Annotated in this window: 27 protein-coding genes; 18 read left to right on the top strand and 9 right to left on the bottom strand. The window is 41.9% G+C overall.

The window, feature by feature from the left end; all coding sequences use genetic code 11:
- The first annotated feature begins 31 nt into the window (after positions 1-31).
- The 4 genes from lgt (at position 32) to B6N13_RS09970 (ending at position 2093) form a co-directional block, all read left to right on the top strand.
- Positions 32-841, top strand: a complete 810-nt coding sequence (lgt, locus tag B6N13_RS09955) for a prolipoprotein diacylglyceryl transferase (RefSeq protein ID WP_012071412.1) — start codon at positions 32-34, stop codon at positions 839-841.
- A gap of 157 nt (positions 842-998) precedes the next feature.
- Positions 999-1304, top strand: coding sequence for a type II toxin-antitoxin system RelE/ParE family toxin (locus B6N13_RS09960; protein WP_012071411.1), 306 nt, complete (start codon positions 999-1001; stop codon positions 1302-1304).
- Positions 1301-1585 (top strand): addiction module antidote protein, encoded by a 285-nt coding sequence (locus B6N13_RS09965; RefSeq protein WP_012071410.1) that lies wholly within the window; start codon positions 1301-1303, stop codon positions 1583-1585. Before B6N13_RS09960 ends, B6N13_RS09965 begins: the two co-directional genes overlap by 4 nt.
- 1 nt (position 1586) lies before the next feature.
- Positions 1587-2093, top strand: a complete 507-nt coding sequence (locus B6N13_RS09970; RefSeq protein ID WP_169459246.1) for a GNAT family protein — start codon at positions 1587-1589, stop codon at positions 2091-2093.
- Between the two features lie 60 nt (positions 2094-2153).
- Here the strand turns inward: B6N13_RS09970 and B6N13_RS09975 are convergent, their stop codons facing one another.
- Positions 2154-3005 (bottom strand): thymidylate synthase, encoded by an 852-nt coding sequence (locus tag B6N13_RS09975; RefSeq protein ID WP_169459247.1) that lies wholly within the window; start codon positions 3003-3005, stop codon positions 2154-2156.
- A 164-nt stretch (positions 3006-3169) separates the two neighbouring features.
- On the opposite strand from B6N13_RS09975, the gene folA reads away from it, so the two are divergent.
- Both folA and B6N13_RS09985 read left to right on the top strand, forming a co-directional pair.
- Positions 3170-3679, top strand: a complete 510-nt coding sequence (folA, locus tag B6N13_RS09980) for a type 3 dihydrofolate reductase (protein WP_012071407.1) — start codon at positions 3170-3172, stop codon at positions 3677-3679.
- Positions 3680-3684: 5 nt separating this feature from the next.
- A complete protein-coding gene (locus B6N13_RS09985) occupies positions 3685-4110 on the top strand; it encodes a secondary thiamine-phosphate synthase enzyme YjbQ (RefSeq protein ID WP_169459248.1) in 426 nt (141 codons plus the stop codon).
- Positions 4111-4168: 58 nt separating this feature from the next.
- Here B6N13_RS09985 and B6N13_RS09990 read toward each other — a convergent pair whose 3' ends face one another.
- The 3 genes from B6N13_RS09990 to ilvD all read right to left on the bottom strand — a co-directional run bounded on the left by B6N13_RS09990 (position 4169) and on the right by ilvD (position 8197).
- Positions 4169-5392, bottom strand: a complete 1224-nt coding sequence (locus tag B6N13_RS09990) for a PAS domain-containing protein (protein WP_169459249.1) — start codon at positions 5390-5392, stop codon at positions 4169-4171.
- A 22-nt stretch (positions 5393-5414) separates the two neighbouring features.
- Positions 5415-6257 (bottom strand): 23S rRNA (adenine(2030)-N(6))-methyltransferase RlmJ, encoded by an 843-nt coding sequence (rlmJ, locus tag B6N13_RS09995; RefSeq protein ID WP_169459250.1) that lies wholly within the window; start codon positions 6255-6257, stop codon positions 5415-5417.
- A gap of 95 nt (positions 6258-6352) precedes the next feature.
- On the bottom strand, positions 6353-8197 hold the full coding sequence (ilvD, locus tag B6N13_RS10000; RefSeq protein ID WP_169459251.1) for a dihydroxy-acid dehydratase: 1845 nt from the start codon (positions 8195-8197) through the stop codon (positions 6353-6355).
- Between the two features lie 162 nt (positions 8198-8359).
- Here ilvD and B6N13_RS10005 point away from each other — a divergent pair, with 162 nt between their 5' ends.
- Positions 8360-9580 (top strand): EAL domain-containing protein, encoded by a 1221-nt coding sequence (locus B6N13_RS10005; RefSeq protein WP_012071402.1) that lies wholly within the window; start codon positions 8360-8362, stop codon positions 9578-9580.
- Positions 9581-10143: 563 nt separating this feature from the next.
- On the opposite strand, the gene fdxA is transcribed toward B6N13_RS10005, so the two are convergent.
- Entirely contained in the window at positions 10144-10467 is a 324-nt protein-coding gene (fdxA, locus tag B6N13_RS10010) for a ferredoxin FdxA (RefSeq protein WP_012071401.1), read from the bottom strand.
- A 155-nt stretch (positions 10468-10622) separates the two neighbouring features.
- The gene (gene mutS / locus B6N13_RS10015; protein ID WP_169459252.1) at positions 10623-13274 is read right to left on the bottom strand and encodes a DNA mismatch repair protein MutS; all 2652 of its coding nucleotides are present in this window, start codon (positions 13272-13274) and stop codon (positions 10623-10625) included.
- A 78-nt stretch (positions 13275-13352) separates the two neighbouring features.
- On the opposite strand from mutS, the gene B6N13_RS10020 reads away from it, so the two are divergent.
- The 3 genes from B6N13_RS10020 to B6N13_RS10030 all read left to right on the top strand — a co-directional run bounded on the left by B6N13_RS10020 (position 13353) and on the right by B6N13_RS10030 (position 16766).
- On the top strand, positions 13353-13853 hold the full coding sequence (locus B6N13_RS10020) for a CinA family protein (RefSeq protein WP_169459253.1): 501 nt from the start codon (positions 13353-13355) through the stop codon (positions 13851-13853).
- A gap of 87 nt (positions 13854-13940) precedes the next feature.
- Positions 13941-15017 carry a recombinase RecA gene (gene recA / locus B6N13_RS10025; protein ID WP_012071398.1) on the top strand — a complete coding sequence of 359 codons (1077 nt, stop codon included), beginning with the start codon at positions 13941-13943 and terminating at the stop codon, positions 15015-15017.
- Between the two features lie 162 nt (positions 15018-15179).
- Positions 15180-16766 carry a hypothetical protein gene (locus tag B6N13_RS10030; protein WP_169459254.1) on the top strand — a complete coding sequence of 529 codons (1587 nt, stop codon included), beginning with the start codon at positions 15180-15182 and terminating at the stop codon, positions 16764-16766.
- Positions 16767-16821: 55 nt separating this feature from the next.
- On the opposite strand, the gene B6N13_RS23555 is transcribed toward B6N13_RS10030, so the two are convergent.
- Both B6N13_RS23555 and B6N13_RS23560 read right to left on the bottom strand, forming a co-directional pair.
- Positions 16822-17085: a methyl-accepting chemotaxis protein gene (locus tag B6N13_RS23555; RefSeq protein ID WP_169459255.1), complete on the bottom strand. Its 264-nt coding sequence runs from the start codon at positions 17083-17085 to the stop codon at positions 16822-16824.
- Positions 17057-18409 (bottom strand): methyl-accepting chemotaxis protein, encoded by a 1353-nt coding sequence (locus tag B6N13_RS23560; RefSeq protein ID WP_169459256.1) that lies wholly within the window; start codon positions 18407-18409, stop codon positions 17057-17059. The genes B6N13_RS23555 and B6N13_RS23560 overlap by 29 nt, the downstream gene beginning before the upstream one ends.
- A 761-nt stretch (positions 18410-19170) precedes the next feature.
- On the opposite strand from B6N13_RS23560, the gene cynS reads away from it, so the two are divergent.
- The 8 genes from cynS to B6N13_RS10080 all read left to right on the top strand — a co-directional run bounded on the left by cynS (position 19171) and on the right by B6N13_RS10080 (position 25304).
- Positions 19171-19611, top strand: coding sequence for a cyanase (gene cynS / locus B6N13_RS10045; protein ID WP_169459257.1), 441 nt, complete (start codon positions 19171-19173; stop codon positions 19609-19611).
- Between the two features lie 55 nt (positions 19612-19666).
- Positions 19667-20479 (top strand): formate/nitrite transporter family protein, encoded by an 813-nt coding sequence (locus tag B6N13_RS10050; protein ID WP_169459258.1) that lies wholly within the window; start codon positions 19667-19669, stop codon positions 20477-20479.
- Positions 20480-20558: 79 nt separating this feature from the next.
- Positions 20559-22268, top strand: coding sequence for a bifunctional protein-serine/threonine kinase/phosphatase (locus tag B6N13_RS10055; RefSeq protein ID WP_169459259.1), 1710 nt, complete (start codon positions 20559-20561; stop codon positions 22266-22268).
- 112 nt (positions 22269-22380) lie between these two features.
- The gene (locus B6N13_RS10060; RefSeq protein WP_169459260.1) at positions 22381-22812 is read left to right on the top strand and encodes a VOC family protein; all 432 of its coding nucleotides are present in this window, start codon (positions 22381-22383) and stop codon (positions 22810-22812) included.
- 57 nt (positions 22813-22869) lie between these two features.
- On the top strand, positions 22870-23355 hold the full coding sequence (locus B6N13_RS10065) for a MazG-related protein (RefSeq protein WP_169459261.1): 486 nt from the start codon (positions 22870-22872) through the stop codon (positions 23353-23355).
- Positions 23356-23409: 54 nt separating this feature from the next.
- Positions 23410-23727 (top strand): antibiotic biosynthesis monooxygenase, encoded by a 318-nt coding sequence (locus tag B6N13_RS10070; RefSeq protein ID WP_012071390.1) that lies wholly within the window; start codon positions 23410-23412, stop codon positions 23725-23727.
- A gap of 102 nt (positions 23728-23829) precedes the next feature.
- Entirely contained in the window at positions 23830-24828 is a 999-nt protein-coding gene (locus B6N13_RS10075) for an asparaginase (protein ID WP_169459262.1), read from the top strand.
- Positions 24829-24977: 149 nt separating this feature from the next.
- The gene (locus B6N13_RS10080; protein WP_248280291.1) at positions 24978-25304 is read left to right on the top strand and encodes a crosslink repair DNA glycosylase YcaQ family protein; all 327 of its coding nucleotides are present in this window, start codon (positions 24978-24980) and stop codon (positions 25302-25304) included.
- Here B6N13_RS10080 and B6N13_RS10085 read toward each other — a convergent pair.
- Entirely contained in the window at positions 25278-25742 is a 465-nt protein-coding gene (locus B6N13_RS10085) for an Lrp/AsnC family transcriptional regulator (protein WP_169459263.1), read from the bottom strand. The two genes, B6N13_RS10080 and B6N13_RS10085, sit on opposite strands and share 27 nt — an antisense overlap.
- Positions 25743-25846 lie beyond the last annotated feature (104 nt).

The following is a 25846-nucleotide window of genomic DNA, read 5'->3' on the forward strand; positions in this document are numbered from 1 at the left end:
CGAGCGCAGTAGTCGTTGAAAAGGTTTCATTATGATTTCATATCCAAACATTGATCCTATTGCTGTATCAATAGGGCCGATCTCCGTGCATTGGTACGGCATCATGTATCTAATTGGCTTTGCCGGAGCTTACCTATGTGGCATGTATCGCGCCAAACGCTCTAATGGTCTTTGGACCCCTGAAATGGTTAGTGACGCCATTTTCTATGGCGCATTAGGTGTCATACTGGGTGGTCGAGTCGGTTATATTCTGTTTTACCAGTTCCCTGCTTTTGTTGATAATCCACTGATTTTGGTGCGTATTTGGGAAGGCGGCATGTCTTTTCATGGTGGATTGCTAGGTGTCATCATCGCGATGTTCTTCTTCGCGCGTCGCTATAACAAACATCTTGTTGATGTAACCGACTTTTTAGCACCATTCGTGCCAATCGGTTTAGGCGCTGGGCGTTTGGGTAACTTTATTGGTGGCGAATTATGGGGTAAACCGACAGACGTTTCTTGGGCTATGATCTTCCCTAATGATCCGCTACAACTTGCTCGTCACCCTTCGCAGTTGTATCAGTTTGCACTAGAGGGTGTAGCACTGTTTTGTATCTTGTGGTTCTTCTCACAAAGAACAAAACCGCGGTATTGTGTTTCTGGTATGTTCCTACTTTTCTATGGTATTTTCCGAATCTTAGTCGAGTTTGTCCGCGAGCCAGATATACAAATTGGCTATATTGCTTTTGGTTGGCTGACAGAAGGGCAGTTGTTGTCTTTACCTATGGTCATTATTGGCGCAGGCTTAATTATGGCTGGCCTTAAGCTGAATACATTTCCAAAAGCGAGCACTTCAAAATAGCTCAAAAGATTCAGAGCGACGCTTAAAACCAGCCGTACGGCTGGTTTTTTTGTTTTGCTGCTGACAAAGTTAATTATGGCTTTTGTGTGTTTTTTTCAAAATGTGAAAGAGTAGATTAAAATTGTATTGATGTAGCCTAAGGGCTACAATTATTTATATGAAGTATGAAATCAAGAAAACGGATGTTTTTGATCAATGGTTGTCTAAACTAAAGGATCGACAAGCTCTTTTAGCGATAAACATGCGAATTATTAGGGCGATTAACGGCAACTTTGGTGATAGCAAAGTGATTGCGAGTAATCTCTTGGAGATGCGTGTTTTTGTGGGAAAAGGCTATCGAGTTTATTACAGCATACGTAATAACGAAGTTATCTTGCTTATTAATGGTGGCCATAAAGGCACACAGAGCAAAGATATAGAGAAAGCGAAGATCTTGCTTAGTGAGTGGGGGCAAACAGCATGACATTAAAGACAAGCGATTTTAATCCGTTTGATTATATTGAGACACAAGAAGAAGTGCAGGCTTTCTTACAAGAATGTTTGGCTGACGATGACCCAAATACTTTTATTGAAGCATTGGGATTTCTGGTTAAAAAGCATGGTGTAACCGATATTGCTTTAGCATCTGGACTGAACAGAGAAAGCTTATATAAAACCATCAATGGTAAAACAAAGCCGCGCTTCGACACGATTTTTAAAATCATGCAGGCACTAAATTTTCGCTTCACCACACACTCAGCTTGAAATGGAATTGCGTCTATTATCTCGATCTGACTATGCGTCTTTGTTACGCTTTGAAGTCGAGAACCGAGCTTGGTTTGAATCTCACATCAATCCGCGGGAAGCGTCATTTTATTCGGTTGACGGTGTGAAAAGTCACATAGAAGAATGCCTCTCGCAATATCAAAGAAAAGCCATGCTGCCGATGCTTATCGTTGATGGGATGGGTGAAATTGCTGGCCGTATTAATTTAACCGATATTAATCTGGTATTGAGAGAGGCTTATTTAGGTTATCGGTTGGGTGAGAAGTTTACTGGACGTGGCATCGCCAAGCGTGCAGTTGAACAAATAACTCAACTGGCTAACGAGCTTAATCTGCAAACCTTAATAGCCTTTGCTTCAGTGGACAATATTGCATCGCAGAAAGTGCTGGCATACAACGGGTTTGTTAAAATGAAAAGCCATGAAAACTTCGCTGAAGTGCAGGGTAAAAATATTGATTGTATTGAATACCAGAAAATCGTTAAGTAAAAACGGCAAACCAATATTGGTTTGCCGTTTTGCTTTTAGGTCTCTTGAGACTAGAGTCGCTTACACTGAAAAAGGGTAGGCGATAGGCTCGTGGAACTGGTAGCCTTCGATTTCAAAATCGTCCATGGTGACCCAAGTTTCTATGTCTTTTAGAGACTTGATTTCTGGGTTGATTTTTAATGTTGGCAGAGGATAAGGCTCACGCTTTAGTTGTACGTCTCGCATTAATTCTAGCTGATCTTCATAGATGTGAGCGTTCACTATCTTATGAAAAGCTTTGCCCGGTTTTTTACCAGTGATTTGCGCTATGATGGCAAGTAATACGTACACTTGAACCATGTTGAAGTTTAAGCCAAGTGGCACATCACAGCTACGCTGAGTGCTGTTCAGATAAAGCGTATCACCAAGCAGTGAAAAGTGATGGCTGTACATGCAAGGACGAAGACAAGCCATGTGAAACGCGCCGGGGTGATAAAATGTGAGGATTTCCCCACGGTTATCCACACCACGGCTTAGATCATCAACAATCTGTTTTAATAGGTCGATATGACCACCGTCTGGTTTTGGGAAGTTGCGGCCAATGGCACCGTAGCAAAGTCCCATGTCATCTTCGCCTTTACGATAAGGATTGTTTAGCCAAACTTCGTTTTCGTTGGCGTTGGCATCCCATGTTTTTGTACCCAGCGCACGAAAGTCCGCCGCGTTGTCGTAACCCCTTAAATAACCGATGATTTCAGCAATGGCAGACTTCCAGTAGCTTTTTCGTGTGGTAACGAGGGGAAATTCGCCTTTACTTACATCATAAGTGAGGTCGGCATTAATAACGGTTAGGCAGCGTTTACCTGTTCGCTCGTTACTAACCCATTCACCTTCGTTGACGATGCGGTTGCAAAGATCCAAATACTGTTTCATAAAAAATGCCTTGTCTGTTTTTGCCTAATGACGCTTGCTAGTGCAGGTTAAGAAATGCAATCTGGTCCGTCATGGGTATAATAAATGCTATAGATTATATCAGAAGCCTTTGCTCTTGGATTGTTGGAGTAAAGAAGAGCCAAGATTTTTACGCAGGTTGTTTTATGTTGTCACTAATTGTCGCTATGTCTACGAACAGAACCATAGGTATTAATAACTCACTGCCTTGGCATTTGCCAAACGACCTTAAATATTTCAAACAGGCTACTATGGGAAAGCCTATTGTTATGGGTCGTAAAACCTTTGAATCGATTGGCAAGCCATTGCCAGGACGTCGTAATATTGTCATCAGCCGTGATCCAACTTATCAAGCAGAGGGAATTGATGTGGTGACGACGTTGGAAGATGCTATTTCTCTTGGTGAAGACATTTGCTTGGTTAATGGCCAAGAGGAAGTCATGGTTATTGGCGGTGCGCAAATTTATCAACTTGCTCTTGAGCGTGCAGATCGTTTGTACATTACTCACGTTGATGCAGAGGTAAAAGGCGATGCCTTTTTCCCTGAAGTAGATTGGCCATCGTTTACCCTGATAGGTGAAGAAGCGTTTGCCGCTGAAGGGCCGAATCCATACGACTACCGTTTCTCTGTTTACCAAAGAACCAGTGCAGAGTAATTTTTATGTGGCAGCAAATTGAATTTCAATTGCCAGCGATGCGCCGAGGTTTTCATTTGATTACTGATCAGGTGGAGGCTGCTTTATCAAAAATGACACCAGTCTCGATAGGATTGTTGCATGTTCAGCTGCTGCATACTTCGGCTTCTTTGACGATCAACGAAAACGCCGATCCTTCGGTTCGTAGGGATATGGAAAAACATTTTTCTTACATGGTGCCAGAAGATCAGCCCTATTATGAGCATATTTACGAGGGAAGTGACGATATGCCAGCTCATATTAAGGCAAGTATGTTGGGGTCATCTCTGACAGTTCCTATTCGTGATAAGCGATTATGCTTGGGAGTTTGGCAGGGGATTTACTTAGGTGAGCACCGAGACCATGGCGGTTCAAGAAGGCTTATTTTGACTCTTCAGGGGGAATCTTGTTGAAGATGCCAATAACGAAAAACGCCGCATACAATGCGGCGTTTTTATTCGTCGTGTGAATTTAGTTTACAGCGATTTGTTTGCAAGAAGCTTGGCCATCTTCAACGGCTTGATTAGCGCTGAGAGCGAGTTCTTCTATCGTTTCACCATCTTCTGGAAACGCTGCGATACCAATACAAAAATCCATTGGATCAGAGTTACCCTCGAACAAGGCCGATTTTTCATCTTCTGTCGGGTTGATAATGTGTTTTAGCAAAGTCTTCGCATCTTTCACGCTGGTATTAGGTAGTAATAACAGCAGTTTGTCTGGCTCTACTCGCGCCAGCACATCAGCCTCCCTAATCTTTTTATAGATATAACGAGCGGAGGTTTGAATGGCAATATTGCGCGCTTCCATTGGAAGTTTACTTAGGCGTTCGTTTGCGTCAAGGTTAATTTTTGCCATAGTTAATGGCGTATATTGACGTTTTGCCAAGCCTAGTTGCTTTTTAAAATGCGTCAGCGCTGCGCCACGAGTCAATAGCCCTGTTAGTTCATCAAATGTCGCTTGGTTGCGTAGATGTTCTTCTAGTGCTTTTTGGTGGCTAATATCCACCATGAAACCAATGATCTTCTTGATGCTGCCATCAGGGCCTTTTGTGTAGCTTCTGCCGCGTTCTTTTACCCATAGGTAACGTTGGTCACCAGTCAGAATACGATATTCTACTTCATAATAATCTTGATTGAGTGCCACATGCTCATTGACTACGGTAGCTAATTTTTTCACATCATCGGGATGAACAAGAGCATGCCATTCAGTAGTAGAACGTGGCGTTTTATCAAGAGGATAATTCAATAGTGTTGCAATGGATTTTGAGCAAGATACTAAATCCGATTCTGTTTCCCAAATCCACAATCCCGCAGAAGATTCGGTAAGTGCGAATTTTAGCAGGGTGTTTTCGGCAGCAGAAAGATCCATGTGGTCAGTATTGTAAACACATGCTAAAACCGTTTCGCCAAGGTGCCGCATTTCGAGCTGCATATTGATTAGCTTGTCACCGACACGGATCAAACTTTCGCAGCGCTCAATAGAGCCACTTTTAATTTTGGTGTTGAGTGTTTGCCAGTCATCTGAAGATTCAGCGTCTTCACAAAGAGATTGCCATGTGCTGGCAGGCGTCGCATTAAAATTTTCAAACAAAATTTCAAAGTTACGATTGTATGATATTAGCTTGCCTGTGCTGCTTTCTATTATAAAAGCAGGCGTTGGCATGTACTTAAACGCGAGTTCGAAAGGCGTGTTCATGACGCGCTCCTCTATAATATAGCTATTCAGGGGTGATCCAAGTAACTTGGTAACCCGCTTCATTGTCTTCTGCGAGCAATTTACTGAGAACTGGCAAAAATTCCTTGGCTTCTTTTTCTAGAGTCCAGGGTGGATTAACAATAATCATACCGCTTCCTGCCATACCGCGCTCTTGCTCTGTGTTTCTAATGCAAAGCTCAAGCAAAAGCACATTACGAATATTGGTTGCCTTAACTGATTTTAATAATTCGTTCGCTTGCTGACGATTTAATACAGGATACCAAATGGCGTAAGTCCCTTGAGGGAAGCGCTTGTAACCATCTTCCAATGCTTGAACCACATATTGGTAATCTTTTTTCACTTCATAAGGCGGATCCATTAGAACGAATCCACGTTTTTGCGGTGGTGGCAGCATGGCTTTAACTGCGGCAAAGCCATTGTCTTTAACAACATTGGCTTTGCGTTTATTTGGGAAAAGCGCTGCTAAAATTGGGTAATCGTTTGGATGTAGTTCGCATAAGTGTAGTTTGTCTTTTTGACGAACGTAATAATCGACAATTTTAGGGCTACCTGGGTAAAACTCTAGTGTATCTGTTGGGTTCATTTCACGGACGATGTCTAACAAACCTTCCAATGGCTCAGGAAGGTTGTCTTCGGTTAACAGTCGTGCAATACCTGAATGGAATTCTTTGTTCTTTTGCGCCTGCTCAGAGTTTAGTGAATATTGACCAATGCCAGCGTGTGTATCCAAATAGAAAAAGGGCGCGTCTTTTTTTATAAAATGGCGACATATTTGACTGACCGTCAAATGTTTTAAAATATCAGCGTGGTTGCCTGCATGATAAATATGGCGGTAGCTGAGCATGGTCTTTCCTGTTATAAGTTGTGTTATCGATAATGAAAAAGGCCGCAGCACCTGTATTTGGCAAAGCGGCCTTTTGCATATTACTTTTTTAAATATTAGTCGATTTGACTAATATCGCGTACTGCCCCTTTGTCCGCACTGGTCGCAAAGTGTGCATAAACTTTTAGTGCCGGAGAAACCTTACGTGGGCGCATTTCAACAGGCTTCCATGCAGCAGCACCTTTTGCTTCCATTGCCGCACGACGTTTAGCAAGCTCTTCGTCAGATAGTAATACGTTGATCGAACGGTTCGGAATGTCGATCAAAATACGGTCGCCATTTTCAACCAAACCTATTGCGCCGCCGGCAGCAGCTTCAGGAGAAACGTGGCCGATAGATAGACCTGATGTACCACCAGAGAAGCGACCGTCAGTTAATAGTGCGCAGGCTTTGCCTAACCCTTTAGACTTAATGTAAGACGTTGGGTAAAGCATTTCTTGCATACCTGGGCCGCCTTTAGGGCCTTCGTAGCGAACGATGACAATGTCACCTGCCTCTACTTTATCATCAAGAATGTTCTTAACTGCTTCGTCTTGAGATTCCGTTACGTGAGCACGGCCTTCAAACACAAGGATAGATTCGTCTACACCAGCACTTTTTACAACACAACCATCAACAGCGATGTTGCCATAAAGTACGGCTAAGCCGCCTTCGAGGGAAAAAGCATTTTCGATAGAGCGAATACAACCTTCTGCACGATCACCATCTAGAGAAGGCCAGCGAGTAGATTGACTGAATGCGGTTTGCGTTGGAATACCAGCAGGTCCTGCTTTATAAAACTCGATGATTTCAGGAGTAGGCGAACGCATAATGTCCCATGACTCTAATGCTTCGAGCATGGTTTTAGAATGCACTGTGTGGCATTGGTTGTGTAAAATTCCTCCGCGATCCAGTTCACCTAGCAAGGCAAAAATACCACCGGCACGGTGTACATCCTCTACGTGGTATTTCGGTGAGTTTGGCGCTACTTTGCATAGTTGAGGCACTTTACGAGACAAGCGGTCGATGTCTTCCATGCTGAAATCAACACCTGCTTCACGGGCAATCGCCAATAAGTGAAGAATTGTATTGGTTGAGCCGCCCATAGCTATGTCTAACGTCATAGCATTTTCAAAGGCTTCGAAGCTTGCAATGGAGCGTGGTGCCCAGTTTGCTTCATCATTTTCGTAGTAACGTTTAGTTATGTCAACGATACGGCGGCCTGCATCTAGAAATAAACGGCGACGGTCTGAGTGAGTGGCTAATGTCGTGCCGTTGCCCGGTAAACTTAGACCAAGCGCTTCTGTTAGGCAGTTCATTGAGTTCGCGGTAAACATGCCAGAACAAGAACCGCAGGTTGGGCATGCTGAGCGTTCGTATTCCGCTACTCTTTCATCTGTCGCTGTTGGGTCTGCTGCGATAACCATAGCATCTACTAGGTCAAGTTTGTTTTCGGATAATTTGGTTTTACCCGCTTCCATTGGACCGCCAGATACAAAAATAACCGGAATGTTGATGCGCATAGCTGCCATTAGCATTCCAGGTGTAATTTTGTCACAGTTTGAGATACAGACCATGGCGTCGGCGCAATGGGCATTAACCATGTATTCAACAGAGTCTGCGATCAGGTCACGAGATGGAAGACTGTAAAGCATGCCATCATGGCCCATGGCGATACCGTCGTCGACAGCGATAGTGTTAAATTCTTTCGCTACACCACCTGCGGCTTCAATTTCACGAGCAACCAGTTGGCCCATGTCTTTGAGATGAACATGACCTGGTACAAATTGAGTGAAAGAGTTGACTACTGCTATGATTGGCTTTTGAAAATCATCGTCTGTCATTCCGGTTGCACGCCATAGCGCGCGAGCTCCGGCCATATTACGGCCCGATGTAGTTGTTTTGGAGCGATATACTGGCATTGTTTTCCCCACAGATTTTTGCTTTATTTTGTTTTATATAGCTGTCTACATTTTATGTAGTCCATGTTACCAAGATTATTGTCTATGCCCAATGGCAATTTTTAGACAATATTGAGACACTGTATAAATTAATACTGATACTTTTATTGAAACGGAAACGATATGGCCGAAAATGTATTATCAGCCCACTCTAATGTTGCATTGGCAAGACAGCCAATTGTAGACAGTCGCCTTGCTGTAATGGGGTATGAACTTCTTTATCGCAAAAATTCTGTTGCAGCGCAGGCTGATATTATAGATGACGTTGGAGCAACTGCTCAGGTCATAGCCGCTAGTCTTTTTGAGCTGGGTATGGAAAACCTTGTGGGGACAAGTAAGGCATTTATTAACTTTCCTCGCGCTTATTTGTTAAGTCCCAGTGGCATGCCGATCAATAAAGAAAATATCGTGGTTGAAGTGCTAGAAGGTTCGGGATTCGATGCGATTCTATTGTCATCTTTACGTCGCTGGGTGAAGGCTGGCTGTAGCATTGCATTAGACGACTTTGTATTTGATAGTAAGTTAACGCCTTTCATTGAACTCGCTGACTACATTAAGTTAGATGTTCAGGCTTTAGGTCGAGATAATTTCCATAAGCAAGTTGAAGCACTAAGGGGCTTTAACATTAAAATTATTGCTGAAAAAGTGGAGACGTGGGAAGACTATCAATTTTGCCGTTTGTTAGGCGTTGAATATTTTCAGGGGTACTTTTTTGAGAAGCCTGAATTGATATCCAGTAAAGCGTCTAAAGTGAACAGCATGACACTTTTGCAGTTGATGTCATCGCTTTTAAATACCTCGACTTTAAGTGTCGATGATCTGGAGCGAATAGTCAGCCAAGACGCTGGACTGGTTCATAAACTACTGCGTTACTTAAACTCTCCGATTACCGGCTTAGTTGCCTCGGTTGATTCTGTGCGTTTGGCTATTATGTTGATTGGTGTGGAAAAACTTAAGTCATTAACCAATTTGTTATTAATGTCTGAAATGGTTGGAGAGAGACATGTTTTGCTTGAGCAAATAATGGTTCGCGCGAAACATGCTGAATTATTTGCTCATAGCCGAGGTTACAATAATCAGGACAAATATTTCTTAGCCGGAATGTTGTCAATGATTGATGTTTGCACAGGAATGAAGCTAGACGAAGTGCTCGGGGAGTTGCCTTTACCAAGTGAATTTATTAATGCAATAGTACATCGATCTGGAAGAGTGGGTAATACGCTTGATCTAGTTGAGCATTATGGCAGTGGACATACGATAAAAAGTCCTCAAGATTTGGACGACTTGAAAACTACGTACCTTGATGCAATCAAGTGGGCTGATGAGTTTCTTGTTGCTATATGACTCTGTATGTTTGAATGAATAATCAAGGTTTGTAGTCTTTTCCTTACATGCCTGTAGGCGTTTCCCGTATGTTGTGTGGCTATATGTCATGTATTTTTGTGATCTCTATCTATCTCATTGATTTTAAATGAAATAACTGAATTTTAGTTGTTTTTGATAAAGTTGATATATATTTTTTAGCTGTTAAATTGTGTCTTATCCAAACGGAATTCATGGATGAAAAGCGCATGACGTGCTTAATGAAATGCCATTGATGGTGTTAAGGATTGAACCGGATGTTCGAGAGCAATGGATTGTTCAAAGGAATAACGTGGTTTGATGGAATGCGCCATGTGATAAGGATAGTTTGGATGCTTCATGATGAAGCAAACAGTGATGTTTTACTCATCGGAAGAGTTGCTTGACAGGATGTTAGCAAAAAGTAGGGCTGCCAATAGGCGCCCTTTTTTTTGTCTAAAATTTATCAGATATTGACTTTTATCAGTGTAAATTTGAGCATAAAAAAAGCGACCACAGAGTCGCTTTTTAACATTCTTGGCTCTTAAGCTTTGTGTAGCGTTAAATTAGCGCTCTAGATGTTCTAATTTATCTTCAACACCATCCCACTGGGCGGCATCAGGGAGTGCGTCTTTTTTCTCTGCAATGTTTGGCCAGATCAAAGATAAGTCTCTGTTCAATTCTACGAACACTTCTTGGTCTTCAGGCAATTCGTCTTCAGAGAAGATGGCATTGGCTGGACATTCAGGTTCACACAATGCGCAGTCGATGCATTCGTCAGGATTGATGGCTAAAAAGTTAGGGCCTTCGTAGAAGCAGTCTACAGGACAAACTTCAACACAGTCAGTGTATTTGCAGCGAATGCAGTTATCGGTAACGATGAAAGCCATTCGACTTCTCCTTACAAGCTATAAAAATGATTGCGCGCTATTTTAGATGTATAGGCTATTTCGCGGCAAGCAACAATCGTCATTAGGCTAAATTTATCTGCTATTAGCTTATATCGAGACCTTTCGACAGAAGTCTTAAAGGTCTCTGTAACCCATTACAGCTGAGACTTTAGCTTATAAAGGGCGCTTATTGCTTCTAGCGGCGTCATATTATCTAAATCTAGTTCTTCAAGAGCATTTTTCAAGGCATTTTGTTCCGCCTGAGCAAACATATCCACTTGCTGAGGTTGATAGCCATTCTTGCTTTCTTTGACCAAGTGCTCCTTGGTTTTAGCTTTGATTGAACTTGAATTTGCCTTAGTCTCTATGGTCTTTGTATCAAGGTCAATGCCTGTGACGACTTCCAGCTCTTTGAGTTTTTGCTTAGCGTGCCCAATAACATCTCGAGGGACCCCTGCTAGCTGCGCAACTTGCAAGCCATATGATTGGCTAGCTGGGCCTTCATGGACTTTGTGTAAGAAGACGATTTCATCTTCGTACTCAGTCGCTGTTAGGTGAACATTGGCGGCATTTTCTAATTGGTCCGCTAGCGTAGTTAGCTCAAAATAATGGGTGGCGAACAAGACATAGCATTTTAACTTGTTGGCTAAATAGTCGACTGCTGCCCAAGCCAATGACAGACCATCAAAAGTACTGGTACCGCGCCCGACTTCATCCATTAATACTAAGCTGTTTTGACTGGCGTTATTGAGGATATTCGCGGTTTCAGTCATTTCCACCATGAAGGTTGAACGACCGCCGGCAAGATCGTCGGATGAACCCATACGCGTAAAGATTCTATCCACTACTGAGATAGAAGCCGACTCTGCAGGTACAAAACAGCCGGTATGTGCTAACAAGGTGATTAAAGCGATCTGGCGCATATAAGTCGATTTACCGCCCATGTTCGGGCCGGTAATCATTAATAAGGAGCGTTTGTCATTTAGATCTAGATCGTTTGGTACGAAAGGTTCTGAAATAACCGATTCCACCACCGGATGGCGGCCACCGACAATTTGAATTCCCCCACGATTATGTAATTCAGGACATGTGAAACTAAGTGCGTTAGCTCTTTCCGCAAAGTTGTTTAGTACATCGAGTTGCGCCAAAGCTTGGCTGGTGGTTTGTAGCTCACCTAGAATTTCATTAAGTTGTTCTAGAAGGGCTTCGTAAAGCTCTTTTTCTCTAGCAAGGGATTTAGACTTTGCACTGAGCGCTTTGTCCTCAAAGGCTTTTAGTTCTGGTGTGATAAAGCGTTCGGCATTTTTTAGTGTTTGACGACGAATGTATTCCACTGGTGCTTGGTCGGAATGCAGGCGACTAATCTCAATGTAATAGCCATGAACCCGGTTAAAGCCGACTTTTAATGAGCTGATGCCAGTACGGGCTTTTTCGCTGCGCTCCATTTCTGCCAGAAAGTCTGTGGCGTTGGTCGATAAAGCTAGAAGCTCGTCTAACTCTTCGTCGTAGCCTTTGGCAAAAATTCCCCCATCACGAACAACTGATGGTGGGTTTTCGACAAGGGCTTTTGCCAACGTCTCTGTGATAATTGGTTGCGCCAGAATGCGCAGATTGAGCTCTTGTAGTCGCTCAGATGTTGCGTTTGCTAATAAACCGTTTATTTCTGGTGCTGCTTCAAGGGCAAATCGCAGGCGCAGTAAGTCTCTCGGGCGAGCAGAACGTAAGGCGACTCGTGACAATATTCGTTCTAAATCACCTACCTTTTTTAATGGTGCTTCAAAGGCATTATAGCTTTGGTTTTGCTGCAACTCTGCGACTACTTGTTGGCGAGCCTGAATTTCGTTCAAGTCACGAATTGGCGTGTGTAACCAGCGTTTTAACAAGCGGCTGCCCATAGGTGTAGAGCATTTGTCTAGCACTTCGACTAGGGTGTTGCTTGTACCGCCAGTAAGGTTGATATCGATTTCTAAGTTGCGTCGAGTTGCACCATCAATCAGAACAGAATCGTCTTTATGTTCAACCATGATGGATTGAATATGTGGCAGAGCAGAGCGCTGAGTGTCTTTGGCGTATTGAAGCAAAGCTCCAGCAGACGCGATAGCGGCCGTCATGGCCTCACAGCCAAAGCCAGACAAATCTTTAGTGCTAAATTGCTGAATAAGTTGACGATAACTGGATTCATAATCGAAATGCCAAGGGCCAAGCTCAGAGATGCCTTTTTCTAATTTTAGAGTGGCTCGGGCTGGGAAATCTTCCGATATTAAAATTTCTCTAGGCGACAATCGCTGCAATTCACTGGAAAGTGCTTCGTGACCATCGACTTCAAACAGACAAAAACGGCCACTGGCCATATCTAAATAAGAAAAGCCAAAAATATCGAGCCCTTTACGGGATTGATGAGCCAGGGAAAGTAAAAGGTTTTCGCGTTTTTCTTCCAAAAAAGCTTCATCACTGATGGTGCCTGGCGTTACGATGCGAGCGATTTGTCGTTCAACTGGACCCTTGCTTGTTGCTGGGTCACCGGTTTGTTCGGCAACGACGACAGATTCTCCCATACGAACTAAGCGTGCAATGTAGTTTTCCGCCGCATGATAGGGAATGCCAGCCATAGGAATCGGTACGCCACCAGAATGCCCGCGTGCCGTAAGTGTAATATCAAGTAGCCGAGACGCACGTTTTGCGTCGTCGTAGAAAAGCTCGTAAAAATCTCCCATGCGATAAAATAGCAGCTGGTTTGGATGCTGTGACTTAAGGCCGAAGTACTGGCGCATCATTGGCGTGTGATTATCTGCTGGTGTTTTACTCATTCGGGAAGCTCGATTGTGATCCAAAAAATAGAGGGGTATTCTACGGGATATTTTCCAAGGATTTAAGGGATAACGATAATGAATCACATGCAAAAAATGACACAAGCAGCACAACAAGTTGGTGAGCTCTTACAAGTAAGAGGGTTGTTGCTCGTTACGGCTGAGTCTTGCACTGGCGGGTTGATTGGTGCGGTATGTACGGAAATAGTTGGCAGTTCGTCATGGTTTTTTGGCGGTATGATTAGTTATGCAAATGAAGCTAAGATGCGGGGGCTGTCGGTAAAAGAGGAAACTTTGTCATCCTTTGGTGCCGTGTCTGAACAAACAGTGAAAGAGATGTGTGCTGGGGCTTTACAGTTAGGTGGTGATATTTCTGTTGCTGTTAGTGGTGTGGCTGGCCCTGGGGGAGGTTCGCCAGAAAAGCCTGTAGGTTGTGTTTATATCGGGTGGAAAATGCTTGGAGAAGAAGCCAAAGCTGAGCGTTTTCAGTTTTCTGGAGATCGTCAGGCGGTAAGAGAAGCGACTGTTTTAGCTGCATTAGATGGTGTGAAAGAGATGCTTAAAAACGGTGAAAAATAATACTGTTTTTATATACAGTATTTCTTGAGATTACCCCAAAAAAACGATAGAGTTACCACAACGATAATTAATCACAAGGATTTCATCATGTCATCTATTGCAGACAACAAGAAAAAGGCGCTGGATGCAGCGCTGTCTCAAATCGAGCGTCAATTTGGTAAAGGCGCCATCATGAAGATGGGCGAAGGTGCTAAGCTTGATATTGATACGGTTTCTACTGGATCGTTAGGTCTTGATATTGCACTAGGTGCTGGTGGTCTTCCTTATGGTCGTATTTGTGAAATCTACGGACCAGAGTCTTCAGGTAAAACAACCCTAACATTGAGTGTTATTGCAGAAGCTCAGAAGCAAGGTAAAACGTGTGCCTTTATTGATGCGGAACACGCTCTAGATCCTTCTTACGCAGAAAAGCTTGGTGTTAATATCGCCGATCTTTTGATCTCTCAGCCAGATACGGGTGAGCAAGCGCTTGAAATCGTCGACATGCTAGTACGTTCAAACAGCGTTGACGTTATCATTGTTGACTCGGTAGCCGCTTTGGTTCCTAAGTCGGAAATTGAAGGCGAAATGGGTAGTTCTTCTGTTGGTGTTCAAGCACGTTTGCTTTCTCAAGCAATGCGTAAATTGACTGGTTCTATTAAGAACGCAAACTGCCTTGTTATCTTCATTAACCAAATCCGCATGAAAATTGGTGTAATGTTTGGCTCTCCTGAAACAACTACGGGTGGTAACGCACTTAAGTTCTACTCTTCTGTCCGTTTGGATATTCGTCGAATCGGCTCAGTGAAGCAGGGCGATGAAGTGATTGGTAATGAAACCCGCGTTAAGGTAGTGAAAAACAAAATTGCACCACCATTTAAACAAGCTGAATTTCAAATCATGTACGGAGCTGGTATTTACCGTATGGGCGAAGTCATCGACCTAGGTGTGAAGCAAGGTTTTGTTGATAAAGCGGGCGCTTGGTATGCTTACAATGGCAATAAAATTGGTCAGGGCAAAGCTAATGCTGCTCAATTTCTAGCAGATAACCCAGAAATGGCGAAAGAAATTGAAGCTAAAATTCGTGAAGACTTGTTGCCTAAAAAAGGTCAGACGGACGAAAAAACAAATGCTAAAGAAACGGATGTTGAAGCAGATGAAGAAGCTGAACAACTAGACTTCTAAATTCTTCTAGCAAACATAATACTTTTTAAAAGCAGGTCTTGTACCTGCTTTTTTTGTTTTTGTAGAGAGTACGTTAAAAAATGTAGGTTTGATGGTTTCTTAAGACATATCCCTCTATGATTATTTCTTTAAAGACTTTGCATTAAAAAGGACTGTCGCATTATGTTGATTTGGCAATGGGGACTTATTGCATCGAGTACGCTTCTGTTTGTGGTGTTTATATTTGTTTTGTTGAGATATTTTTCTCTGAAGAAAAAGGTATCTAAGCCAGATGTTACTGATGAAACGAAATCTGTAGCGTTGCGTGATGGTAAGCAAGATGTGTCAGTAGCAGAAAAAAGACAGTGGTTAGCTTTGTTGGAGCAGCAGCGAAACATATGTGCTCAACTTCTTACGGAGTTGCCGAAATCTGATTTTCAGGGGCGGGCAGCTTTATCATGTTGGGCTATTTTTCTAGATGTTGAAATACACATAATTGAGAATTCTGTGCCGAATCAGAAAGTGCTGTCGCTTTTGGATGGATTCAAAAGCCTCTTGGATAAAGTGGATCGTGCACAGGAGATAGATGCACTTTTGAAGTCCTTAAAAGTGAATCAGTCTTTGTTGCGAGAATTAAATAAAGTCATCCAGAAAGCGGGTGAAAAAGTGTTCGCCCAGGTGAACATAACATCTGAATTAAACCTACAGTTTGAAAAGCTTCAAAAGAAATTAGAGAAAGAAACTGAGCTTGATGAGTCACTTGCCTTGCTTCGATCTGAAATGGCAAGTATGTACGAGTTTGCGGAACGCTTAAAGTTGCATTTGGCTAAGGTTAAGGAAGAGGGAGATAACGCACTTTATGTAGATGCCTTGGAGACATTTTTAAGTGAGGCAGATCAGTCTGATTTTTTACATTCGGTTCGTTCAGAGCTAGATGATAAAGTGTCTGATCTTAAGCAGTTAGCGGCTTACCAAAAAACAATCATTGCTGATTTAAAAGAACAAGTTCGTAAAGTGAGAGTGGACCATGAAGGCGATGGTAAGCACATTGGGGTTTATGATATTTCTATTGTCAGATTGGAAAAAACACTATTAGAAAGTAGTCGAGTGGTTAAGCGATTAGAGGGAAAATTGGAGAGTTTACAGGCCATAAAATATAACCTTAATATTGACGTGATTAAGCGTGACGAGGCTTTAAAACGAAAAAAAGCACTACTTGAAAAACAAGGTGAAGGTCTTTCGCAGGGTATTGATATATATGGCGTTATAGATGAAGAACGAAGCACCATGAAAAATATGGAAGACTTGCTTTATCAGGATTCATTTACTGAAGAGTCTGATGCTTTTGCAAATGAGCAAGTTTCAAAGTTGAGCTCATTGCGCTTAATGGTAAATGAATCGGAATTGTATGTAGAAATGCTCGAGCGAGACTTGGATAAAGCTAGAGATTTACGTGAAAGTCTTGAACATAAACTGCTTCACCCTGATGCTATTGATGAGTCAGTAATGGGAGAAAGTGAAGAGGATATTTTAGCTAGCCAAGATCAAGAAGAAATTGAAAACCTTCGAGAAATTAATGAGGAATTAGAAGAAGAGCGAAAGCGTTTAGAAGCAGAGCTATTTGATGGAAAAGATCAATCTGAAGAATTCGAAAAATTACAGAAAAAAATTGAGGAGTTAGATTCAAAGATAGAGTCAGTCCAAAAACATTATGTTGAAATGGAAGAGCGCTATTTAGCCGCTCTCATGGCAAAAGAGGACAACTTATAAGTTATCCTCTGGACTTCCCAAGCTCTAGACGGCGTTAAGTGTTTTTACCGCAATATTAGATTCTGAAGCGATCCACTAACTTGCTTAGCTGTTGTACATCGGTTATTAAACGATTTTTGATATCGACGGCTTTTTGAGTGTATTCCACGTTTGAAAGTGCGGTGTTAGTAACATCATTAACTTGTTCAGCTATCTCGCCTGCTTGCTGGTTTTGCTCCTGAATAGACGCGGATATTTGTTGGTTAGTGTGGCTCAAGGTATTGATCGAAGCAGTAATGGCTGTAAACATTTCAATGGTTTCTTTTGCTTGTATCGACATCTTCGGTCAACTTCTGGGAAGAACGCATGACTTGCGCCGCATCTGCTGAGCCTTTTTGTATACGCTCTACAACGGTTTCTATTTCTAATGTTGATTCATGTGTTCGGTTTGCCAAGCTACGTACTTCATCTGCAACGACAGCAAAACCTCGACCTGTTTCCCCTGCACGAGCGGCTTCAATTGCAGCGTTAAGCGCTAATAGGTTAGTTTGTTCTGCAATACCTCTAATCACATCTAGGACATTACCAATATTCTGACCATCTGTTTCTAGGGTAGAAACCACAGACGAAGCTTTGTCCATTTCGTTAACCACGTTATTAAGTGATTTGAGTGTCTGCGAGAGGTTACTTTGGCCTTGGGTTGAACTGGTATTGGCTGCAATTGCCATATCGCCACATTTGCTGGCATCAGCAGACACTTCGCTTAAAGAGCTTGTCATAGCGTTGACGGAATTGGATATCTCGTGAGTACCTTGTTGTTGATGCTTGGATAAACGGTCAACTTGTTGTAGTGCGTCATCAATTTGAGCGGCAAAGCCTTGAGTGGTAGAAACCGTACTGGCTACTTGTTTGATAACAGAATGGACTAGTTCAATAAAGCCATTGAGGTTTTTCGCTACTTCAGACATTTCGTCTTTGCCCGAACTATCAAGACGCGTGGTTAGATTGCCGTCTGCACTATTAAGGCCTTCCAGTACTGATATCATTTGACGTAAAGGTCGGATGATGAGCATGTTCGCAGCAAAGATAATAAAGGCACATAGAATAAGTACAACAGCTAAGCCAATGTAATTATTTAGCTCAACTTGATTGATAACATTCGCTATCCCCGCTGCGCCTTCTTCGACTTTACTATCACCTTCTTCTTCTAATTCACCCACAAATTCCAATAATGTTATGACGTGCTGATCGAACTCTGCAATAGCATTTTTTGAGACTTCTTTGTCATCGGAAAGGATGTTGCCTTTCAAGCTGTCTAGCTTTGCTAAATAACTATCTAGGGTGGTGATTGATTGCGCACCTATCAGCCCAGACGCTTTCATCCTGCCTAGAGCTTCTAAGGTGAATGCATTTGTCTCTGTAACTTTCTGTTTAGCGTCTGCTAATGAAATTTCATTGTTGATGAAAGCATCAAGAGTGATGATTTGTGATTGTATACCAATGGTGCCTTCCATCGAGCCATCCGCTGCATCCCATGCATTGCCTGTAATAAAGTTGATTTCGGACTTTAGCTTACTGACGGATAACATGCCTAGAACAGAATTACCTAGAACTATGATGACGAATAACATTATGCCTAGATAAATTTTGATTTTTATCGTCATTAACTTTCTCCAAAATAAGGGTAGATGATTTTTGATTCTAGTTGAAAAAAATATTTATTCAGTATTTTTTTTGTATGGTCTGGTTTAATAAAAATAAAAAGGAAGTTGCGTTGTTTTATTGGTTTTTATCGTTAATTTTTGAAAATGGTATCTTTAATATAAAAATTCATCTCGTGAAATTTTTATATTAATCGCTGTACTGGGATAGGAAAATCAAAGCGCTAATGACGCATTCACTTAGTGGTTTATGAATTGTGTTTACTCTTGGTGCGGAGGTTGTGTCTAAAACGTGCGCTTTAATAAAAGTAGTTCCCGGTTTATCGCGTATTTTAAATAAACTTCTATGTTATTCAATTGCTATAAAATTACCTTATATATTGATTTTAAAGGAAAAAATACTTTGAGTTCTTTTAATTTTTCTTCTTGGCATTATCTTTGCTCAATGAAAAACATCTTCATGTAGGTTTTACCTGCAGGAATTTCATAAGTTGGCCAATGTCGGTTAACTTAGTCAATGGCACCGTCGCCCGCTACTAAACCTTTTGGTAGCACTCGATCAGGCTCCTTTTGAAAGGAGGTTACTGATAAGGGAGGCGTGTCTCTATTTCTCTCTTTTCATTTTCCTTCTCCGTTTTAAAAAGCCGTTTGATTTTTCAATACTGATCGTGTCATTGGCAAAACCTGTTTTCTCAACTCTAAGACATAGAGTTTACGGCGTTCATTTACTGGATTTTTCTAGACCTAATTTTTAGGAGTAAAAAATGAAAAAAATTGATGTGACGGAAGCTATTTTCGCAATTAAAAAAGAGAAAAATTTAACCTGGGAAGCCATTGCTGACGCGGTAGGTATGACGGATGTGTGGATCACTTCAGCTTGTCTGGGAATGAATAGCTGTACTGAAGAAGTGGCTGAAAAGTTGGTAGCTTTTTTGGGTTTACCTGCAGAAGCAAAATCCGTGCTGATGGAATATCCAACCAAAACATGGGATGAAGCGATTCCACAAGACCCACTAATTTATCGCTTGTATGAGGTGGTTGGAGTTTACGGTCCAACATTGAAAGAAGTAATTCAAGAGAAATTTGGTGACGGCATTATGAGCGCCATTGATTTCTCAATGAAGGTTGATAAGCAAGAAAACCCTAAAGGAGATCGTGTGATTTTGACACTGAACGGGAAGTTTTTGCCATATAAATCTTGGTAATTATTTCTTTTCAAAAGTGAATCTTAGGTAATTTTAAAGACAAGAGGGCGTGAAAATGGCTTATATAGAACCAAGTGAATTTGTCACTAAAATGGTCGATGCAGGTGAACAAAAAGCCTATATGTCGACAAAAGACACTATCATTCGAGCTTTTATGGCGGGAGCGATTTTAGGGTTAGCTGCAATCTTTGCGATTACCGTAGCGACTAAAACGGGTAGCCCATTAATAGGAGCCATACTATTTCCTGTTGGCTTTATTATGCTGTATTTAATGAAGTTTGACCTATTAACGGGAGTGTTTACTTTAGTGCCTCTGGCCTTATTTGATAAGCGTCCGGGTGTGACACCAGCGCAAGTGCTGCGTAATTGGGGCTTAGTGTTTATCGGCAATTTTGGTGGGGCATTAACTACGGCATTTTTCATGTCATTTATTCTGACTTATGGCTATTCAACGGATGGTGGGGCGTTGGCCGCTAAGGTAAGTTCCATTGGTGAAGCGCGTACTTTGGGTTATCAATCTCATGGTGCGGGTGGTTGGTTTACCATCTTCATTCGTGGCATGTTGTGTAACTGGATGGTGTCTATGGGTGTTGTTGGTGCGATGATCTCCACCTCGGCGGGCGCCAAAATGGCGGCAATGTGGATGCCTGTTATGCTGTTCTTCTTCATGGGATTTGAACATTCCATTGTGAACATGTTCTTGTTCCCATTCTCCATGATTATGGGTGGTGATTTTACTTTCATGGATTATTTGATTTGGAACGAAATTCCAACTGTCTTGGGTAACCTTGCTGGTGGCTTGTTATTGGTTGGCTTACCACTATACCTAACACATGTGAGAACATCGGCATCACGTAAATTGGCGTAATATTTGTTTTGTTAACTCATGCTCAATACTCTGTAAGCATCCGTGCTTACAGAGTTTTTTGTTTTATGAAGAGAGTAAAATGAAAAAGCTTAGGATTAATGTAGGTAGTGCGACCCATAAAGGTAACAAAGAAATTAATCAGGATTTCTTAGGCTGTCAGACTCCCTCTGAACCCTTGTTGACCACAAGAGGTGTTGCCTTTGTTGTTGCTGATGGCATTAGTTCGAGCCAAGTGAGCCAAGTTGCCAGTGAGTTTGCCGTGACGCGATTTTTAGAGGATTTTTATCGTACTTCTGATGCTTGGTCAGTGAAGATATCCGCTGAAAAAGTGATTAAGTCCATCAACGCTGCTCTTTATTCGCAAACGCAAAACGGCCCAAGTCGTTTTAATAAAGACAAAGGCTATGTGTGTACTTTTGCTGCCATGGTATTTTGTATAAATACGGTTCATCTTTTTCATGTTGGTGATAGCCGAATTTATCGTTTGGTGGATGGCCAACTCGAACAACTTACAAAAGACCATCGCCGTGTCGTGTCATCTAATGAGAGCTATTTGACACGTGCTTTGGGTATAGAGCCAATCATCGAGTTGGATTACCAAAGCTTGCCGACCAATAAAGGTGATACATTTATTTTAGCAACAGATGGTGTGTATGAATTTATTACGCCAGAACAAATTCTCGACTGTATCGCTCAATCAGCAGACTTAGATAGAGCCGCGGAACGAATAATCCAGCTGGCTTTAGAAAATGGTAGTGATGATAACCTCAGTATTCAACTTGCCCGAGTAGAGAATATACCCAGCTATCAATTAGAGGAGGTTCAGCCAAATATCAGTGTATTACCTTTGCCACCCCCTCTATCGGAACGCATGTTGTTCGATGGTTATGAGATACTTCGTTCCATTTATGTGAGCAGCCGTAGTCATGTATTTTTAGCGCGCGACGCAGACAGTAATCAGTTGGTGGTGATTAAAACTCCATCGGCAGAGTTGAGTAAGGATACAGCTTATCTAGAGCGTTTCATGTTAGAAGATTGGATCGCCAAACGACTTGATAATCCTCACGTCGCGAAAGCGATAGAATCGCCAAGGCAGCGTCAGTTTCTTTATTTGGCAACAGAATATATAGAAGGCCAATCCTTGGCTCAATGGATGATAGACAACCCCAAGCCAAGTTTAGAACAAATTCGTAATATCATTTCGCAGATTGCGACTGGACTACAGGCTTTCCATCGAAAAGGCATGATTCATCAAGATATTCGACCAGCGAACATCATGATAGACAGCCACGGGACAGTGAAAATTATCGACTTTGGCTCGACTTATATTGCGGGGGTGAGCAACATTAAAGACGAAGAAGTGTTACGTGGCACACTACGTTACTCTGCTCCAGAGTATTTTCTTGGTCAGGTAGGGTCGGAGCGCTCCGATATTTACGCGCTTGGGGTGATTGCTTATCAGATGCTTTCTGGCAATCAATTTCCTTACAGTTCAAAAATAGCTCAAGCCAGAGGCATCGCAGCCCAACGAAGATTAACCTATCGTAGGGTGATTAATGATGCCTCCGAACTGCCTGTTTGGGTTGATGATGCATTGCATAAAGCCTTGAATATCAACCCATTACAACGCTACGAGGAGGTCTCGGAATTTGTCTACGACCTCCATCACCCGAATCAAATTTTTCTCGATCGGACTCGTCCACCATTAATACAACGTAACCCTGTTATGTTTTGGCAAGGGGTGTCTTTTGCTTTGTTTCTCGTGGTTTTGTTCTTGTTGGTTAAATGATATTTTTTTACGTACATAGGTTGTCTAATTTTCAAATACTAAATTTCGTTTTCGATGCTACTTCATTGGCGTTATAGTGTTTGTTATTCATTGTTAGATGAGTTTTAAATCTATGAAGCAAGACATAGTGCATATTGGTTTGGTCGTTAGAGACTACGATGAAGCGATTGATTTTTATGTTAATAGACTCAAATTCGAGTTAATTGAAGATACTTACCAGCCAGAACAAGATAAACGCTGGGTAGTTGTTTCTCCACCTAGTTCAAAGGGCGTGACCTTATTACTAGCGAAAGCGTCCAAACCAGAGCAGATAGGTTTTATTGGTAACCAAGCGGGTGGTCGTGTTTTTCTATTTTTAAATACTGACGATTTTTGGCGAGACTATGAACGCATGGTCGCAGAAGGTATTCATTTTGTTCGACCACCTGCAGAGCAGGAATACGGTACAGTCGCTGTCTTTGAAGATCTATACGGTAATTTATGGGATTTGTTGCAACTCAAAGATAATCATCCAATTTCTAGTCGATTGAAAGCTTTGTTTTGAGTTACCTATCTTTAGCAGAGCATTAAAGCATACGACAAAATTAAATCAGGACTAAGAATGAGCGCTAAAGTAACTGTCGCGTTGGAATGGCTTAAAGGGATTTTGGATTCACAGCATATCCAATATCAGATTGTTGGCGGTTTAGCTGCAACAATTCATGGTGGTAGCCGTGATGTAGCAGATATTGACTTATATATTCACCGCTCGGCAGCGGACAAGGTTTTATCTCAAGTAGCTGCTTATGTTTCCAAACCTTTAACTCATTATATGGAGGGTAATTGGGATTTAGAGTATTTCCAATTGATCTACCATTCCCAAAAAATAGAAATAGGCTTGTCTCCAGGGACTAAGATCAAATCATCAGAAGATGGTGTGTGGCATACGTTGGAAACAGATTTTTCCAAGTCAGTTGTCGGTTATTATCAAACTATCGAAGTCCCTGTCATTCCTGTTGATGAGCTAGTTCTGTATAAACGTATATTAGGTCGGGAAGTGGATTTAATTGATATCCAAGAGCTTGCAATAATTCACAAAGCTGTTTGAAGCTATTTAAATGCCAACACCCGATGAAAGTGTAAGTAACCCAAGGAGAAAAGGATGTTTATTGCTGTTTATGAATTTGAAATCAAAGAAGGCACGGAAGCGTCTTTTCGTAATGCATGGCTTGAAGTTACAAAAGCGATTTATAAAAATTGTGGTAGCTTTGGCTCAAGACTTCATACGTCAGATAAACCTAATATTTTGGTAGGTTATGCCCAATGGCCAAGTCGAGAGCAATGGGAAAAGATCACCGATCTTACCGATGAGCTTTACCAAAGTGCACGTAATGAAATGCGTAGGTGTCTTGTTCAATCTAAAACGGTTTACGAGCTGGAAGTTTGTGATGATTATCTACAAACTTCTGTCGCATCTTAGTGATAAAAAACTTTTTTGACGCGTTGTTTTATCTATACGGCCAACTTACTTTATTTCCTATATTTTATTTTCCATTCCATTTTTAATAAAAGGATCAATGATATGCAACATGCTGCTCTTTCTGTGCAAGTGACTCGTGGTGGTATTGTTGAAAGCGAACATAGTATTAAGGCGGTTATTGTTTCAAGTACGGGCGAGGTTATTGATTCCTGGGGGGATATGGATACGTTGGTTTATCCTCGCAGTGCTATTAAAGCCATGCAGGTTTTGGCTTTTATTGAGATGGGCGGTGCTGAACGATTTGCTTTTAGTGATGAAGAAATTGCTATCTGCTGTGCGTCTCATAATGGTGAACCAGAACATGTGGCAACAGTGCAGAGCATGTTGGACAAGCTGGCATCGTCTGAGTCTGACTTTGAGTGTGGCTGTCATTGGCCTATGCGCGTCGAAGCTGGATACGCCTTAGCTGGTGAAGGAAAAGCGCTAAATCAGTTACATAATAATTGCTCTGGAAAACATGCAGGTATGTTGGGGTTAGCCAAATTGCTCGGTGTTCCATCACAGGGTTACATAGCTATTGATCACCCAGTACAACAGAAAATTGCCGTTACTATGGCAGAGATGTGCGAGTACGATTACAGTACAGCACCTTGGTCTCCAGATGGTTGCTCTGCACCAACATGGGCGATGCCACTGACTAATCTTGCATTGGCCTTTGCGAAGTTTGCTAGTCCTGAAAATTTATCGGAAGAGCGCCAGAAAGCCTGTCAAACCTTATACGATGCTGTGGTGAAGCATCCTTTTATGGTGGCAGGAACCGGCCGTTACTGTACAGACATGATGACCCTATTACAGAAGCATGCCTTCCTGAAAGTTGGCGCGGAAGGTGTTTATATCGCTGCGATTCCTGAGTTAAAACTCGCCATAGCGCTGAAATGTGAAGATGGCGCGGTTCGAGCCGCTGAGTCCGTTATGACGGCATTATTGGATCATGTTGGCATTACGTCTTTTATTGCGGATGACGTCATGCAGAAATATCGTGCCGTCACTTTGAAAAATTGGGAAAAGCGTATAACGGGCCTGATAGTTTGCCGTATTTAGTTATTGAATAAGGCTTGGTATTAGTATAATTGAGTTCAAATCTAATAAAGACCTCTCTCGCTTGCATCGTTTGGCCTCGGCTTAATAATCGTATGTTGATACTCTCGCCCTTTGATAACAGCATTATTCAGCGCGATTGACTCAAAAGCTTGTTTCAATATGATTATCAGATCGAATGTTACGTGCCAGAACCCAAGCGGCAATATGGTTACTTTTGTTTACCATTACTGTTTCGAGGGGAATTTATCAGTCGTATGGATTGCAAAGCCCACCGAAAAGAACGCCGTCTCGAAATCAAATCGCTATACCTAGAAAAACAGAGTTTTGATGATGACATGGTGATTAGCGCCTTCGTTGCAGTCATTAAAGCTTTTAGCGAGTTCCAACAATGTGATTCTGTGATGCTAACATTCGTTGTGCCTGAGAGTTTTGCTCCACTTCTACGTAACCTATTCGTTCAAATGGACCTCTGTTGAGGATTTTACTGTTCGAAGTGACACCGAGGTCTGGAATTTTCGGATGTTGGCTTCTGTGTGAAGTACTCGGTCGACAAAGCTTTCATAAGCTTGGATATCTGGCACAGTGACAACCATCATAAAATCGTAGCTGCCTGTTATTTGGTAGCAATGTCTAACTTCCGCAGCTTTGCTCACGACGCGCTTAAAAGCGTCATAGACATCTTTTCGGTCTCGCTCCATTTCTACTGACACCAGTAAAGTCAGCTTATTCCCGCTCAATTCTGGATTTACAATAGAGACATCACCCACAATGATGTTGTCATCTCTCAGTCGTTTTACTCTTTTATGGCAAGCTGGTGGTGATAAGCCTACTTCTTCGGCCAGTTCCACGTTTGCGATACGATTATTTCGTTGCAAGATGGCTAGGATCTTTCGGTCTATTTTGTCTAGTTCCATAAATTTCTCTAAATAATAATTATACGAAAGAAAATTTCTTAACAGCTTTTATATTAAAAATATTTAGCGTTATCAATTATTAAATTGATCGACATATTTCTTCT

Origin of the sequence: Marinomonas sp. UCMA 3892, from assembly GCF_012726345.1 — a bacterium.
Classification (GTDB): domain Bacteria; phylum Pseudomonadota; class Gammaproteobacteria; order Pseudomonadales; family Marinomonadaceae; genus Marinomonas.